The organism is Alterotamlana spongicola, from assembly GCF_035818475.1.
In the GTDB taxonomy this organism is placed as follows: domain Bacteria; phylum Bacteroidota; class Bacteroidia; order Flavobacteriales; family Flavobacteriaceae; genus Cognatitamlana.
In genome coordinates, this window is record NZ_JAYMGV010000002.1 from 271,022 (window position 1) to 286,769 (window position 15,748).

Genomic DNA, 15,748 nt, shown 5'->3' on the forward strand with positions numbered 1-15,748 from the left:
TATAATTATGGATTTAGGTGATAATAAAAACTTATCTAATAATAACATTTCTGAGGATTTTAATCTAAAGAAAACACTTCTCATGTATTTTAAGCAATGGAGGTGGTTTGTTTTGAGTTGTATTTTATGTGTTGGAATTGCTTTCTTAAGTTTAAGATATACAACACCTCAATATTTGGCTGTTGCTAAGATTATGCTCTTAGATAACAAAGATGCGTCTTCAGCAAGTGCATTGAAAGATTTGTCACTTTTCTCTGAAAAGGAAGATGCTATGGTCGAAGATGAAGTACAGGTTATTAAATCCAGAAGTTTTTTTAGAAATGTTGTTAAAAAATTAAATTTAAATGTTGCATATTTTGTTAAGGGGCGTATTCATGAATCCGAACTTTATAAAAATTCTCCGATAGTTATAAATTTTATTGAATCAGATTCAGTTATTAATAAAACAGATTTTAATTTTCACACAGAGATTCTTTCTACCACTAATTTTAATTTTCGAATCAACGAAGATGATATTCCTAAAAAATATACTTTTGGAGAAACAATTCCTACGTTTTTTGGAGGTATTATAATTACTCCAAAAAATAAAAATTTAGAAAGTTTTATTGGGGATGACATTAGAGTAAAAATAACCCCAATGAAGTTTTTAGCAGAATCTCTAAAAGGTAGAATTAATATATCTCCTACAGGTAAATCATCAAAAGTTGTTGAAGTTAGTATAACCGACCCTGTTATACAAAAAGCTAAAGATATCATAAACACTCTAATTGATGAGTATAATATTTCTACTATTCAAAAGAAAAATGAAATATCAAGAAATACAGCAGAGTTTATAGATCAACGTGTTGAATTAATTGCTTCTGACCTGATAAATGTAGATGATAGTATAGTAAAATTTAAAACAGGAAATAAGATTACAGATGTGACCTCCGAGGCCGGTCAGTTTTTAAATTCAAGTGTTTTAAATCAGCAACAGGTAGATGCCACCAGAACGCAGTTGAGTTTGATGAACTCCATGAAGGAGTCATTGGGTGATGAAACTACTAGGTATACGTCCATACCCTCTAATTTAGGAATGGGAGACGCAACAATCAGTGGGCTTTCTTTAAGATATAACGAGTTACTAGAACGACGAAAAATACTTTTAAAAAGCGCAGGAGAGCAAAACCCAGTAGTTATAGAATTAGACCAAACCTTAAATGGAATAAGGCAAAACTTACAAAACAGTATAAATAATGCAAGTAAGTCCCTTAGGATTCAGTTGGGGAGTTTAGAGAATCAATCTAATAGAATAAATTCAAAAATATTCTCTGTACCAAGCCAAGAGCGAAAGCTAAGATCTATTGAGCGAAAACAGGGTATTAAAGAATCATTATACCTGTATTTATTAGAAAAAAGGGAGGAAGCCACCATCTCTTTAACGGCAACTTCTCCAAGCGCTAAAATCATTGATGAAGCTTATAATAGCAAGGGAGGACCTGTGTCTCCTAATAAACGGTTAATATATATAAGTGCAGTATTTATTGGATTATTGATACCTTTTATGGTTTTTTATGTAAAAGATATATTAGATACAAAAATTCATAATAAGGAAGACCTACAAAAAGCTATTAAAAATGTTACCATATTGGGAGAAATTCCTAGAGTGAAAAGAGGTGATAAAAATTTGGTTGAACGCAATGATCGATCAATTTTGTCAGAATCGTTTAGGATAATAAGAACGAATTTTGATTTTGTTCAAAAAGGAAGGTCTGATAAAAATTATAAAAATATAATTTTTGTAACCTCAACCATAAATGGAGAAGGAAAATCGTTTGTTAGTTTAAATATGGCTCTTACTTTTGCTAATACTAATAAAAGGGTTTTGTTGCTAGGAGCTGACATTAGAAATCCACAAATCTATTCTGCAATTAAGGGCAAAAGGGATAAGCAACCTTCAAAAATTGGATTGACCGAATACCTATCTGATGATTCAATACTCTCCGGAGAAGTAATTGAATCCTATTCCATCAATGATGTTAACATAGATATTTTATTATCAGGAAAGATTCCACCCAACCCGGCGGAGTTATTAATGACAGGCAGGGTAAAGGAATTGTTTGATTCTGTATCTAATCAATATGATTATGTAATTGTTGATACAGCACCTGCTATGTTGGTCACAGATACACTTTTAATTAGTGAATATGCCGGGCACACTATTTATTTAACAAGAGCAGGATATACAGAAAAAAACATGCTTAATTTTGTTGAAGAATTGCATGTTGAAAATAAATTAAATGGGATGATGTTGGTTGTAAATGATGTTATGCAATCCAATTTTGGCTATGGTGCCAGATATGGTTATTACGGTGCGCCTGAAAAGAAAAGTTTTTTTAAAAGGAAGAAAAACGCTTAAATAACTGAGAATGTCTGATTGGTGTTGTTAATTATTTCAATCAAATGCATTTTTGATTTTTTATTAAGCTTCAAATTCGACAGCTTTTCTATATGCTTTTCATGATGAATATCGGTACCAACAAAATCAATTAATTTGTTTTCCATGAGATAATTCCCGGTCTTATTAACACTTACTCCATAATGATTACTTAAAGACAGTAAATTAAGTTGGAAGTAACAGCCTAATTGTTTGAGTTTTTCATAATATCCCAAATTATTATGATAGTATGAATATCTCTCCGGGTGTGCTAAAATAGGGATGTATCCTTTAGTCTTAATCTTAAAAATGATCTCTTCAAGGTTTATTGATGGCTGAAAATAGGAGAGCTCAACCAAAATATGTTTGGCTTTTAGTGTAAAAAGATAATTAGTTTTAAGAAATTTTTCAAAATGAATATCCAGCATATATTCGGCAGCCGGATTTATAGTTATTTTACTTTGCGTTTTAGAATCTAAGGCTTCTAATAAATTCTGATAAGCATTTCCAATGGTTTCATCAGTGTTTGGATAAAAATCATGCATGACGTGTGGCGTAGGTATAAATTGTTTGATACCCAGCTCTTGCATTTTTCGTATCAAGTTTAAAGAATCCTCAATATTTTTTGCACCATCATCTATCCCCGGAAGTATGTGATTATGAATATCAACAAAATCTTCGAGTAAATCTTTTAAAAAGAACTTTTTAGAAAAAAAAGAAAACATTGTATTAGGTACAATATTTTGGGTTAATTACTATTAGGTTGCATAAAAATTAAATGCATCTATTATTATCTCATCATCAACCAAACAATCAATTACTGGTTTTCCTATAGATTCAAGCAATACAAAATTAATATTTCCATGATTATTTTTCTTGTCATACTTTAATAATTCTATAATAGCACTGTGTTCAGATTTATCAATATCAACCTTCCCGTAGTAGCTTATAAATAATTGTTTAATATCTAATGTTGTTTGTTTAGGAAAACCTGTTAATTCAGTAGAAATATAACTGGCCAAAATCATACCTACAATAATGGCTTCTCCATGTAACAAGGTGGTTTTGTTTGGGTTGCTAAGGAAATAAGATTCTATGGCATGTCCAAGTGTATGACCAAAGTTTAAGGTTTTTCGTAGGCCATCTTCAAAAGGATCTTCTTCAACAACCTCTTTTTTAATGATAACAGATTCGTGAATTAACGTATCCAAATCATGTAAAGACAGTTTAGATAAGTCTAGAAATTTATTCCAGTAATGCTCACCTGTAATAAGCCCGTGTTTAAGCATTTCGGCAAGCCCGGAACGCATTTGGTTTTGAGCTAAAGTATTTAAAAAATGCGTATCAATAAGCACCAGATCCGGGTTACTGATTACGCCAATTTGATTTTTTAAATGCCCTAAGTCAACACCAGTTTTACCACCTACAGAAGCATCAACCATTGAAAGTAGGGTAGTGGGGACATTTATATAGGCAATACCGCGCTTAAACGTGCAGGCTACAAAGCCTCCTAAATCTGTTATTACGCCACCCCCAATATTTATCATTAAACTTTTTCTATCAGCATTCAGTTCAGAAAGAGTATTCCAGACACCAACGCAGGTGTCAATGTTTTTGTTTTCTTCGCCTGATTCTATTTCAATAATTTCAATAGCAGTATCGGTACTTAATTTTTCTAAAAAAATAGGTAAGCAATACTGATGAGTGTTTTCATCCACTAAAATAAAGATCTTCGAGAAATTGTTTTCTTTAAGATGTTTGTTTACAGAAACATAACAAGTATCATTAAAATGAATTGTACAGTCTTTATAGGTAATAGAATCCATGAAATAAATCTCATTTTTTAAAGCTGTGAAATTAAGGAGATTTTATATAAAATGATAACTTATGGTTAATTATATTTGCAGTAAATTTTATGAATAATGCAAAAAAAGAAACGAATTTTTGATAATACCGAAATCGCTTTTTCGCTTAAAAACGATTCAGAATTAGAGCGCGCGTACTTTTTATTTAAAATGATTTCTATAGAACCTTTGGTTCGTATTGGTACAGCAGCTACAAACTTTGCTATAAAAGCACATTTGCCAATTGAAGGGCTGATACGTTCAACTGTATTTGACCATTTTTGCGGCGGTGTAAATGAAGAAGATTGTCTTTCAGTAATTGATAAAATGTATCATAAGGGTGTTAGTTCTGTTTTGGATTACTCGGTAGAAGGGAAGGAAAACGAAAAAGAGTTTGATGCTGCAAGAGACAAGATTTTAAAGATCATTGAGTTTGCAGAAGGTAAGAAAGCTATGCCAATAGCCGTCTTTAAACCTACAGGGTTTGGACGCTTTGAACTGTATGAAAAAATGGGTAGAGGAGATAACCTGTCAAAAGCTGAAACCGAAGAATGGCATAGAGTCGTTAATCGATTTGATGTAATATGTAAACAAGCTAAAGCCAGTGATGTGGCTATTTTAATTGATGCAGAAGAAAGCTGGATGCAAGACGCTGCTGATGACTTGGTAACTCAAATGATGGAAAAATATAATACAGAAAAACCAATTGTATTTAACACCTTGCAAATGTACAGGCATGATAGGTTTGATTATTTGGTAGAAGCGCATAAAAAAGCCAGATCGGGCAACTATTTTTTAGGGTTCAAACTAGTTAGAGGGGCTTATATGGAGAAAGAAAATGAAAGGGCTAAAGAAAATGGATATAGGTCGCCTATTTGTGTAAGTAAAGCCGCTACAGATGAAAACTTTAATAGGGGCTTAGCCTATATGATTGAAAATATAGATAGTATGTCCATATTTGCAGGGACACATAATGAGGATAGTTCTTATTTATTAATGCAATTGATGGCAGAAAAAGGAATACTTAATAACGACCCACGTATTTGGTTTGGTCAATTGTATGGTATGAGTGACCATATTAGCTTTAACTTGGCTAGTCAGGGGTACAACGTAGCCAAATATATTCCGTTTGGCCCTGTGAAAGATGTGATGCCTTATTTAATTAGAAGAGCAGAAGAGAATACTTCAGTTGCTGGACAAACCGGGAGAGAACTGGCTTTATTGACTAAAGAGAAAGCACGTAGAAAAACACTTTAATCTTAAAAGTAATTTGCTAAAATTGATTGTATCTTAGAATGAGATGTAAAAGGTGTAATTGTATTTAACTGGGCAAAATCAATAGTTTTTTGAATTTTTGGTTCAACTTGGTGTTTGATTAAAAAGATATCATTATCTAATGGAACTAAAGTTTCGTCGCCAGCAACTATATCTTCATGTGATTTTTCCCCTGAGCGTAAACTTGTAAACTTAATATCAGGCTTTTTTATTAAACCGTCATATAATAGAATCAAGCGTTTTGCAATATCTGCTATTTTGATAGGTGCTCCCATATTAAATGTATAAAAGTTGTCTTTGGCTCTGCTGTTCTTCGCTATTTTTAAAATCAATAGACAAGCTTTTTGTTTATTGATAAAATATCTTGAGGCAGATGGATCGGTAATCGTTATTGGGTTTCCAGATTCTATCTGTGATTTGAATAATGGCACAACAGATCCGTTAGACCCTAAAATATTACCAAATCGGGTGATTAAAAATTGAGTGTTTGATTTGACATTTAATTGGTTTAAATACCTTTCTCCAATTAATTTAGATGTTCCCATTATATTAATTGGATTAACAGCCTTATCTGTAGAAATAAATACAAACGTTTTAACGTGGTACTTAATAGACAGATCAGCAAGTAGTTTAGTTCCAAAAACATTTGTTTTTACAGCTTCATAAGGATTTTGCTCCATCATGGGCACATGTTTATAAGCTGCGGTATGAAACACTATAGTGGGACGATAGGTCTCAAAAAGGAATGTCATGGATGCCTCATTCCGAAGGTTTAGAAGTTTAAAATCAACATGCTCAGTGTCTTCAAATTCTAAATCTTTAATGAGACTATATAAGGGAGATTCAGCCATATCTAAAAGAATAAGTCTTTTAAACCTGGAAGAAACCAATTGTTTAGAAATTTCACTACCAACAGTTCCTGCGGCACCGGTGACTAAAATGGTTTCATTAGAAAAATCAAAGGATTCAGGTTTAGTTTTGACTTGCGTTTTAAATGGAAATAAGCCGGAGTTCAATAATAACTCGTCAATACGATTTGCTGTTGATCTGTCCATTGAGGCAATAATTTGTTACAGTATATTTTGGAGGGAATACGGCACAAAGTATAAATAAATATAGATAGCTCCAAAAAGGAGGAGAATTACTTTGTTATGACTTTAATTATGGTCAGGCCGATAAGTTTTAGATCAAAAAAGAAATTTCTACGTTTTATATAGTCTTTATTGAATTTTAATTTATCAGGAATAATGGTTTTAATAAAGAATTCTTCAGGGTTTTTCGCTGCTTTTAGCAGCTCAACTTCATTTCTGTATTTTAGGGAAGCAAGCCCAGTAATACCAGGTCTTACCTTAAATATTCCCATATCATCTTCACTGTAATAATTGACATAATGGCGAAGCTCAGGTCTCGGACCTACAAAACTCATATCACCTTTAATAATATTTAATAATTGCGGAAATTCATCAATCTTATAGCGCCTTAAAAAATAGCCTACTTTAGTTACCCTGGAATCATTGTTGCCTAAAGTTAATAACCCTTGTTTGTCAGATTGAACGCGCATGGTTCTAAATTTATAGATATTGAAATCTATATTGCTTTTGCCAACACGTCCTTGGATAAAAAAAACCGGGCCTTTAGAATCCAATTTTATGAGTACGGCTATGGCTATTAAAAAAGGAAGTAAAACAATTAATCCTATGGCAGAAAAAACCAGGTCAAAACTGCGTTTAAGCATGGCCTAATTCAGTTTAAGGTTAGTTATGGTAGCAATACTATCGCAATTTTCAACATATATTGAAACCTCAGTATCATTAATGCTTCCCTCTACCAGGTACACCCCACATGGTTCTTGTCTGGGAGAGCTCTTTGAAAAATCAATAGCGCCACTTTTTAAGACATTATGAATTTGAACGGAATCCAGATTTTCCTTTTTTATGGTTTCTTTAACCTTATGACTAAAAGCTGTTTTTTTGGTGTTTATATTTTTTAAAACACGGGCTTCGGGACCATAACTACAAGACGTTTTTTTACCATTTAAAAAGAATGCTAAAATGATTAAGCCTATAGAAAATCCACCAAGATAATAGCCAATACGTTGTATAAGTTTCATGTAACAAAATTAAGGGAGCAATCCAGAGATTTCTGTTTTAAAATATAAGCAAATTGATATCACTATAGTTTAAATCGAACCATTCTCCAACGGATTTGCTAGTTAAAATTCCGTGGTAAAAGTACAATCCATTTTTTAAACCCCTATCAAATCTTAAAGAATTTTCAATACCACCGTCTTCGGCTATTTTTAATAAGTAAGGCGTAAAGATATTGCTTATTGAAACGGAGGCGGTACGTGGATATCGGGCAGGAATATTTGGAACACAATAATGTACAACGTTATGTTTTGTAAACGTAGGTTGTTTATGAGTAGTAACTTCACTGGTGTCAAAACAACCTCCCATATCTATACTCACATCAATAATTATAGCCCCCTTTTTCATATGTTGTACCATAGCTTCTGTTACAACAATAGGCGACCTGTTAGTGCCTCTTACCGCTCCAATAACAACATCGCAACGCTTTAAAGCTTTTAATAAATTTTTAGGCTGAATGGTTGATGTAAACAAGTGTCTCCCTAAATGCGTTTGGATTTGCCGTAGTTTAGTAATTGAATTATCAAATACCTTAATACCTGCTCCTAAACCAATAGCACTTCTTGCCGCATATTCACCTACGGTTCCAGCGCCAAGAATAACCACTTCTATTGGAGGAACCCCACTTATATTTCCAAACATGAGCCCGTTTCCATTTTGAGTTTCCGATAATAACTCGGCAGCTATTAAAATGGAAGCCGTTCCGGCAATTTCACTTAAGGATTTCACGGCAGGATAACTGCCATCAGTATCTCTAATAAATTCAAAGGCCAATGCCGTAATACGTTTGGATGCTAAAGCTTCAAAATATTTTTTTGACTGCGTTTTTATCTGAAGTGCAGATATTAAAATGGTTTGTGGGTTAAGCAACTTGATCTGGTCAAGGGTAGGGGGCTCTACTTTCAAAACCATGGGGCATGAAAACACCTTGGCTGTATCCTTTGTGATTTCAGCTCCGGCTTCACTATAATCTTTATCACTAAAATTAGCTCCGGTCCCGGCTCCGGATTCCATAAGTACCCTATGCCCGTTATTAACCAAAGCATATACAGCATCCGGTGTCAAGCAAATCCGCTTTTCCTGGAAAGCCGTTTCTTTGGGTAAGCCAATAAACAATTCACCCTTTTTTTTGAGTATTTCCAGGGTCTCTTCCTGAGGTAAAAGCTGTTGTTTGGTGAACGGTGATAGTTTTTTAGACATGATAGTTAGATTATTAAAAACAAATTACAAATAAATTTTTTATTGCCCCTAAAAAATACATGTTTACTGTATTTTTCTTATAACAAAAAACACCTTCTTAATTGTAAGAAAAACATAAAAAAGTATTATGGGTTTACCTCAGAATAGATTCAATTAATTGTACTACATTTGCTTTACAGACTACTATATGAGCAAAAAAATCATTACTTATTTTATTTGTTTATTGCCGTTAATAGGCTTCTCTCAAGAATTCAGTATAAGTGGTATGGTTAAAGATAATACTAATACCCCAATAGCCTATGCTAACATAACGTTAACCAGTCTTGGTGCTTCAGAAGCTATGAAAGGAACTACTACGGATGATAACGGTAATTTTTTAATAGAAAATCTTAAAACGGGAGACTATATTTTAAGCATCAGGTTTTTGGGGTTTAAAAGCTATAACACTAGGGTTGAATTGGAACGGGATATTCATTTTGAAAACATCGTTCTTGAGGAAAACCTGGAAGAACTAGACGGGGTGACAGTTGTGGCCCAAAGACCTACGGTAAAACGCCTTGTGGACCGGTTGGTGTTTAATGTAGAAAACTCAACGCTGTCAAATAATAATGTTTTAGATGTTTTAAAACATACCCCGGGCGTGATGGTTCATGACGGCTCCATTTCTGTTAAACAATCCACACCAATAGTTTATATTAATGACCGACGAGTTCATTTATCTGAAAGCGAGGTGTTGCAGTTATTGGAAGGGACTTCGGCTAATGATATTAAATCCATAGAAGTGATCACCAACCCGCCGGCAAAATATGATGCCGAAGGCGGCGCGGTACTGAATATTGTTTCCGGTAAAAATATTATTGCCGGGTATCATGGCAGTGTGTTTGGTAACTACAAACAGGGGTCTCAGTTTCCTAAGTATGCTTTGGGAACCAGTCATTTTTTTAAGGCTAAAAAGCTCAATACCTATGTGAATTATAGTATCAGCCCGAGAAAAGATTACAGCTATAAAGATGAATTTATCAATTTTATGACTGACAATCAAATCACATCTAGCTGGGAAACTGATTTTAAAAGAACCCGTAGAACGGCTAATCAAAACATTAATGCTAATATTGATTATGATTTTGATGATCGTAACAGCTTAGGGCTTTCCTCCAGTATGCTTATAGCACCCCGGGACAACACAAAAACCAGGGCTAATTCTGTTACTGATGTATTTGGATATAATAAAGTACTGGATTCTGTATTTAAAACAGAAAGCCTTAAGGTGGACGAAACCTTTAATTTAGCTTTTACGCTTGATTATAACCATAACTTTAAAAAAGAAGGAGAGAAACTATCGATTAGCACCCACCATACTAATTATGATTTCTCAAGTTTTCAAAATGTAGATACCGATTATTTTTTTCCGGATGAGACCATGATTAGGAATAACCGGTTTCAAACCTTTTCCAGCCAGGAAATCAAACTGTATACCGGGCAAATAGATTATGAGTTACCTTTAAAGGGTTCCGGGCAGTTTGAAGCCGGAGCAAAGGTGTCTCATATTAATTCCAAAAATATATTAGATCAGTTTAGTTTTGAAAATGACCTTAAACAAGAAGACCTGGAAAACTCAGACATCTTTTTATATGATGAAACCAATTATGCGGCTTATGCTAGTTACGCTAAGGATTGGGAATTCTGGAGTTTAAAATTAGGATTAAGAACAGAGTATACAGATCTAAAAGGAAACTCCTTGTCCACGAATCAAGTTAATGATACCGATTACATAAAGTTCTTTCCAACATTTTATTTATCAAACAGTGTTAATGATAATAACGAGATCTATTTTAATTATAGTAGGCGTATCCATCGCCCTCGTTATAGTGAATTAAACCCTTTTAAATATTTTTTAAATGATAACACCTATAGTACAGGGGATCCTAATTTAAAGCCTCAAATTGATGATCAATTTATTTTAGGCTATATTTTAAATAAAGATTATACTTTTGAAGTATACTATAGAAATGAAAAAAATCCAACATTAGAGTTTATATTCCAAGATAATGACAACAATCAATTAGTGTATAAAAATACTAATACAAAGTTATCTTTTTCTTATGGATTAGATTTTACAACATATAAACAAATATTGCCACGTTGGAATTTGTACATTTTAACTTCTACTTTCTACTATAGAAATAAGTTTTTTGAACCAGGTGGAGTTGATAATAATTTGTTCTTTACGGACAAGTGGTCCATTTATGCAGAAATCATTAATTATTTTACATTTTTGGAAAACAAAAGTTTAATAGCTGATGTGTCATATACGCATATGTCTCCAACAGCAGAAGGGCCTACGTATGCCAGTACGATAGCTGGGTTAAATATAAATTTAAGAAAAACACTTTGGAATAATAAAGCTTCTTTCAATATTGGGGTAACTGATATTTTTAATACACAAAACTTTACAGTTAAAACAAAATACGCCAGTCAGGATAGTTTTGTAATTTCTAAAAGAGAAAATAGAATGTTTGTTTTTGGATTTAATTATAAATTTGGAAACATAAAGTTACAAAATAATCAAAATAAAATTGATTTAGAAGAACGGAATAGGTTAGGTAATAATTAATAATTTAAAAATACTGTTTCATCTTGCCCCAAAAGTTTTTTGGCGATATTTTAAACTCGTCCTCCAATTCTTGCATACTTTTTGTTGCCACATTCAGTCTATTAAACATTCTAGCTCTTATTAAATAAATTGTAGGGATTACAAGCGCCATTATTGGTAATAGATATATTAGTTGAAACTCATCTATAAACTTGGAATCTGCATTAAACACTGTTAAGATTTGAAAAATATACATAATTATTGGTACTAATAAGGCATGATACCACCAATGACGACAGGTAAAGAACCATAAAAATAATAGATATAACGGTATTAATTTGCCAGTTATTACCCACATAGCGTAATTAGCATCCCCCCATAAAGCGCTGTCATATGTAAATAAAAAAGTGTCCCAAATTTGTGTTTTAGGGACACTCTCATATAAGGTAAATAAATAAGGTGTAATAGCTATAATTGTAGCTATTACACTACCTACAACCAACTTTCTACTCACATGCTTATCTTTAAGCAGCGATTGGTCTAGATTTTTTTTCGATTCTTGCTTCGGCAACAATTGGTCTAGATTTTTTTTCGATTTTTGAGTCTGCGACGATAGGTCTAGATTTTTTTTCGATTCTTGTTGATTGCTGTTCATCTTGGCTTAACGTTTCAGTTGAATTAGCCGTAAACAACAAACCTCCAAAAATTGCGATTGCAATTACAAATGTTTTAGTTTTCATTTTTTAAGGGATTTAATTAATTAATTACCCAAATGTAACTAAAGGCTATTCTGGAGTTTGAGCTTAAATGTTAAAAAAATGTTAAAAACAATAATTCTTAAAATTTCTGCTGTGGGTTTCCCGTAAAACCCCAAAATAGGTGGTGGAATTTGTTGTTTATGCTTATATGTACTACAGTTTATTGGTTATTATATATTTAATTTAGAGCTAAAATTCTGGTACTGTTTGTATCTAATTCTAGCTCGATTTTATCAAAATCATGAAATAAAATGTCTTCTATTTTTTCTGGCCACTCAACCAATTTCCAATGATCTGAATCTAAATAATCTTCAATGCCGAAATTGTAAGCCTCTTCCAGATCCTTAATTCTATACAAATCAAAATGATAAATTTTATCATTATCTAATTGATACTCATTAACTATTGAAAAGGTGGGGCTACTTACCTCATCCTGGCTACCCAATAGTTTTACAATGGTGCTAATAAGTGTGGTCTTGCCAACCCCCATATCACCATAAAATAACAAGGTCTTACTTGTTGCCTGCGTAATGAGTTGTTTTGCAACCTGCTCAACCTCATTTAGTTTGTAACTGATTTTCAATTTTAGCCAGTTTTAGTAGCAATATTAATAATAAATTCTGATAAAACCTAAATAAAAACGTATTTCATCGGATATTTGTGTATTTCATAGATTTATTTTGGTGTAAAAACCACATAGGGAATGATCATTTCTTCTAAAGATACACCACCATGCTGATACGTATTTCTGTAATAGCTTACATAATGATTGTAGTTATTAGGATAGGCAAAGAACAGGTCGCTTTTAGCAAAAATATATGAGCTACTCATGTTTATAGAGGGTAAATGCAAATCTTTAGGTTTCTTAGCAACCAATACATCTTTTTGGTCATAAGTCAAACTACGGCCGGTTTTATAACGCAAGTTAAGGCTAGTATCTCTATCTCCAATAACCTTAGACGGGTTTTTAACATTTATAGTACCATGATCAGTAGTCAAGATGAGCTTAAATCCTAATTGCTGAGCCTGTTGTATCATTTCTAAAAGCGGTGAATTTTTAAACCAACTTAAAGTTAGTGATCTATAGGCCTTATCGTTAGAAGCCAGCTCTTTAACCACTTCCATTTCCGTTTTAGAATGTGAAAGCATATCCACAAAATTATATACCACTACCGTGAGATCATTATTTTTTAAAGTCTTGAAATTCCCAGCTAATTTTTTACCGGTCCTCAAATTGGTTATCTTATGATACTCATAGCTAATATGATTTAACCCTAATCGTTTCATTTGGGTCTCTAAAAAATCGGCCTCGTGCATATTTTTGCCACCTTCATCTGTGTCATTTTTCCAATACTGAGGGAATAGTTTTTCCATGTCACCGGGCATTAACCCAGAAAATATAGCGTTACGGGCATATTGTGTTGCTGTAGGTAAAATGCTAAAAAAAGCGTCTTCTTTATCCTTTTTGTAATAATTATTGATAACAGGTTCAAAAACTTTCCATTGGTCATACCTCAAATTATCAATGACTACTAAAAGCGTAGGTTGCTCATTGCTGATTTCCGGAACAATTTTTTCCTTAAATAAAGTATGAGACATAATTGGAGAATCTGTGTTGGGTTTGAACCATTTCGCATAATTCTTATCTATAAACTTTCCAAATTGAATATTAGCTTCATTTTTTTGCGATTCCAGAATCTCAAACATACCAACATCTTCTATGTCTTCCAATTGAATTTCCCAATAAATCAATTTTTGGTATAAATGTACCCATTCTTCATAACTGTTTACCATAGCCAGATCCATAGCTATTTTCCTGAATTCCTGTTGGTAATTAGAAGTTGTTTTCTCTGAAATTAACCTGGAATGGTCTAGGTTCTTTTTTAAACTTAAAAGGATTTGATTGGGGTTTACCGGTTTAATTAAATAGTCAGCTATTTTATTGCCAATAGCTTCCTCCATAATATATTCTTCCTCACTTTTAGTAATCATAACCACAGGAAGGTTATCTTCCTTTTCTTTTATTTCATTCAAGGTTTCTAGACCTGTAAGCCCAGGCATATTTTCATCAAGAAACACAATGTCAAAATTTTCATCATCCAATATATCTACTGCTTCAGTACCACTTTTACACGTAGTGACCTTATAATGCTTCTTTTCCAAAAATAAAATGTGAGGTTTTAACAAATCAATTTCGTCATCAACCCAAAGTATTTTTATTATGCTCATATAGTTATATTTGTAATGTTAAATGCTAAAAGTTAAAGTTTGAACAAACTTAAAATATTAAACGACCCAATTTACGGATTTATTACTATTCCAAATTCCCTGATATTTGATTTAATACAACACAAATACTTTCAAAGATTAAGACGGATTACCCAAATGGGAATGACCTATCTGGTATATCCAGGCGCACATCACACCAGATTTCACCATGCCATAGGTTGTGTGCATTTAATGCAACAAGCAGTTAATGTCCTTCGTTTTAAGGGAGTTACAATTTCTGAAGAAGAGGAGACAGGACTTTATGTTGCTATTTTGCTACACGATATTGGTCATGGGCCATTTTCTCATGCTATGGAACATAGTATTGTAAATAATGTGTCTCATGAGGAAATTTCCTTGCTTTTTATGGAGCAATTGAATGAAGAATTTAACGGAAGTTTAACGCTAGCTATTCAAATATTCAAAGGCGAATACCCAAGAAAATTTATGTATCAACTCATTTCTGGGCAAATGGACATGGATAGAGCTGATTATTTAAAGCGTGACAGCTTTTATACCGGGGTAGCTGAAGGCAATATAAATAGTGAACGTTTAATAACTATGCTTAATGTGGTAGATGATGCTTTAGTTATTGAAGAAAAGGGGATTTATAGTGTTGAAAAATTTATTATTGCCAGGCGTTTGATGTATTGGCAGGTTTATCTTCATAAAACCGGATTAGCTGCCGAACAGTTGCTGATCAGAGTTTTAAAACGTGCTAAAGAATTACATGATTTGGGACATCAATTACAAGCCAGTAAAGCGTTGATGTATTTTTTAAATAATAAAATATCTACAGATAATTTTAATGGAGAGACACTGAATGTTTTTTCACAATTAGATGATTATGATATTGTAACGGCCATGAAACAATGGCAGTATTATGACGATTTTGTCTTGAGTAAATTGTGTGAAATGATAATTAACAGAAATTTGCTTAAGATCAAACTAAAGGACAAAAGTATAAAGGCCAAAACTTTAGATAAGCACATAGCATCTTTAATCCGGGATTATAATATTACCAAACATGAAGCAGAATACTTTGTGTTTTCAGGGAGTATTTCAAATCAGGCCTATCAATTAAAAACCACACGTATTAATATATTACATAAATCGGGGAAAATTGAAGATATTATAAGGGCTTCAGATCAGTTAAATCTAAAAGCCTTATCAAAACCCGTTACTAAATATTATATCTGTCATCCTAAGGGCAAACTTTAGTACATTTTTCCTATTTTTGCGTCAAT

The 15,748-nt window shown here is 32.8% G+C and carries 14 protein-coding genes; 4 read left to right on the top strand and 10 right to left on the bottom strand.

Going from position 1 to position 15,748, the window contains the following annotated elements:
- The first annotated feature begins 7 nt into the window (after positions 1 to 7).
- Positions 8 to 2,398 (top strand): GumC family protein, encoded by a 2,391-nt coding sequence (locus VOI54_RS13555; protein WP_326283376.1) that lies wholly within the window; start codon positions 8 to 10, stop codon positions 2,396 to 2,398.
- On the opposite strand, the gene VOI54_RS13560 is transcribed toward VOI54_RS13555, so the two are convergent.
- On the bottom strand, positions 2,395 to 3,141 hold the full coding sequence (locus VOI54_RS13560; RefSeq protein WP_326283377.1) for a tyrosine-protein phosphatase: 747 nt from the start codon (positions 3,139 to 3,141) through the stop codon (positions 2,395 to 2,397). The two genes, VOI54_RS13555 and VOI54_RS13560, sit on opposite strands and share 4 nt — an antisense overlap.
- A gap of 33 nt (positions 3,142 to 3,174) precedes the next feature.
- Positions 3,175 to 4,242, bottom strand: coding sequence for a 3-dehydroquinate synthase (aroB, locus tag VOI54_RS13565; protein WP_326283378.1), 1,068 nt, complete (start codon positions 4,240 to 4,242; stop codon positions 3,175 to 3,177).
- 96 nt (positions 4,243 to 4,338) lie between these two features.
- On the opposite strand from aroB, the gene VOI54_RS13570 reads away from it, so the two are divergent.
- Entirely contained in the window at positions 4,339 to 5,517 is a 1,179-nt protein-coding gene (locus VOI54_RS13570) for a proline dehydrogenase family protein (protein WP_326283379.1), read from the top strand.
- A 2-nt stretch (positions 5,518 to 5,519) separates the two neighbouring features.
- Here VOI54_RS13570 and VOI54_RS13575 read toward each other — a convergent pair whose 3' ends face one another.
- The 4 genes from VOI54_RS13575 to VOI54_RS13590 form a co-directional block, all read right to left on the bottom strand.
- A complete protein-coding gene (locus VOI54_RS13575) occupies positions 5,520 to 6,590 on the bottom strand; it encodes a polysaccharide biosynthesis protein (RefSeq protein ID WP_326283381.1) in 1,071 nt (356 codons plus the stop codon).
- Positions 6,591 to 6,676: 86 nt separating this feature from the next.
- On the bottom strand, positions 6,677 to 7,270 hold the full coding sequence (locus VOI54_RS13580) for a sugar transferase (RefSeq protein WP_326283383.1): 594 nt from the start codon (positions 7,268 to 7,270) through the stop codon (positions 6,677 to 6,679).
- Between the two features lie 3 nt (positions 7,271 to 7,273).
- Positions 7,274 to 7,645 carry a hypothetical protein gene (locus VOI54_RS13585; protein ID WP_326283384.1) on the bottom strand — a complete coding sequence of 124 codons (372 nt, stop codon included), beginning with the start codon at positions 7,643 to 7,645 and terminating at the stop codon, positions 7,274 to 7,276.
- 37 nt (positions 7,646 to 7,682) lie between these two features.
- Entirely contained in the window at positions 7,683 to 8,882 is a 1,200-nt protein-coding gene (locus VOI54_RS13590; RefSeq protein ID WP_326283385.1) for an alanine dehydrogenase, read from the bottom strand.
- Positions 8,883 to 9,069: 187 nt separating this feature from the next.
- Between VOI54_RS13590 and VOI54_RS13595 the strand changes: the two genes are divergently transcribed.
- Positions 9,070 to 11,496, top strand: a complete 2,427-nt coding sequence (locus VOI54_RS13595; RefSeq protein ID WP_326283386.1) for an outer membrane beta-barrel protein — start codon at positions 9,070 to 9,072, stop codon at positions 11,494 to 11,496.
- 4 nt (positions 11,497 to 11,500) lie between these two features.
- Here VOI54_RS13595 and VOI54_RS13600 read toward each other — a convergent pair whose 3' ends face one another.
- From VOI54_RS13600 to porX, 4 genes are all read right to left on the bottom strand, one after another.
- Positions 11,501 to 11,989: a hypothetical protein gene (locus VOI54_RS13600; protein WP_326283387.1), complete on the bottom strand. Its 489-nt coding sequence runs from the start codon at positions 11,987 to 11,989 to the stop codon at positions 11,501 to 11,503.
- A gap of 10 nt (positions 11,990 to 11,999) precedes the next feature.
- Complete coding sequence (locus tag VOI54_RS13605; RefSeq protein WP_326283388.1) at positions 12,000 to 12,215, bottom strand: hypothetical protein; 216 nt, start codon at positions 12,213 to 12,215, stop codon at positions 12,000 to 12,002.
- A gap of 196 nt (positions 12,216 to 12,411) precedes the next feature.
- Positions 12,412 to 12,816: a tRNA (adenosine(37)-N6)-threonylcarbamoyltransferase complex ATPase subunit type 1 TsaE gene (tsaE, locus tag VOI54_RS13610; RefSeq protein WP_326283389.1), complete on the bottom strand. Its 405-nt coding sequence runs from the start codon at positions 12,814 to 12,816 to the stop codon at positions 12,412 to 12,414.
- A gap of 92 nt (positions 12,817 to 12,908) precedes the next feature.
- A complete protein-coding gene (gene porX / locus VOI54_RS13615) occupies positions 12,909 to 14,462 on the bottom strand; it encodes a T9SS response regulator signal transducer PorX (protein ID WP_326283390.1) in 1,554 nt (517 codons plus the stop codon).
- A 39-nt stretch (positions 14,463 to 14,501) separates the two neighbouring features.
- Here porX and VOI54_RS13620 point away from each other — a divergent pair, with 39 nt between their 5' ends.
- Entirely contained in the window at positions 14,502 to 15,722 is a 1,221-nt protein-coding gene (locus VOI54_RS13620) for an HD domain-containing protein (protein WP_326283391.1), read from the top strand.
- Positions 15,723 to 15,748 lie beyond the last annotated feature (26 nt).

Coding starts and splice junctions, on each gene's coding strand:
- VOI54_RS13580 (WP_326283383.1), bottom strand. CDS start 7,270: ATGCTTAAACGCAGTTTTGACCTGGTTTTTTCTGCCATAGGATTAATT.
- VOI54_RS13585 (WP_326283384.1), bottom strand. CDS start 7,645: ATGAAACTTATACAACGTATTGGCTATTATCTTGGTGGATTTTCTATA.
- VOI54_RS13605 (WP_326283388.1), bottom strand. CDS start 12,215: ATGAAAACTAAAACATTTGTAATTGCAATCGCAATTTTTGGAGGTTTG.
- VOI54_RS13575 (WP_326283381.1), bottom strand. CDS start 6,590: ATGGACAGATCAACAGCAAATCGTATTGACGAGTTATTATTGAACTCC.
- VOI54_RS13560 (WP_326283377.1), bottom strand. CDS start 3,141: ATGTTTTCTTTTTTTTCTAAAAAGTTCTTTTTAAAAGATTTACTCGAA.
- VOI54_RS13590 (WP_326283385.1), bottom strand. CDS start 8,882: ATGTCTAAAAAACTATCACCGTTCACCAAACAACAGCTTTTACCTCAG.
- VOI54_RS13570 (WP_326283379.1), top strand. CDS start 4,339: ATGCAAAAAAAGAAACGAATTTTTGATAATACCGAAATCGCTTTTTCG.
- porX (WP_326283390.1), bottom strand. CDS start 14,462: ATGAGCATAATAAAAATACTTTGGGTTGATGACGAAATTGATTTGTTA.
- aroB (WP_326283378.1), bottom strand. CDS start 4,242: ATGGATTCTATTACCTATAAAGACTGTACAATTCATTTTAATGATACT.
- VOI54_RS13595 (WP_326283386.1), top strand. CDS start 9,070: ATGAGCAAAAAAATCATTACTTATTTTATTTGTTTATTGCCGTTAATA.
- VOI54_RS13555 (WP_326283376.1), top strand. CDS start 8: ATGGATTTAGGTGATAATAAAAACTTATCTAATAATAACATTTCTGAG.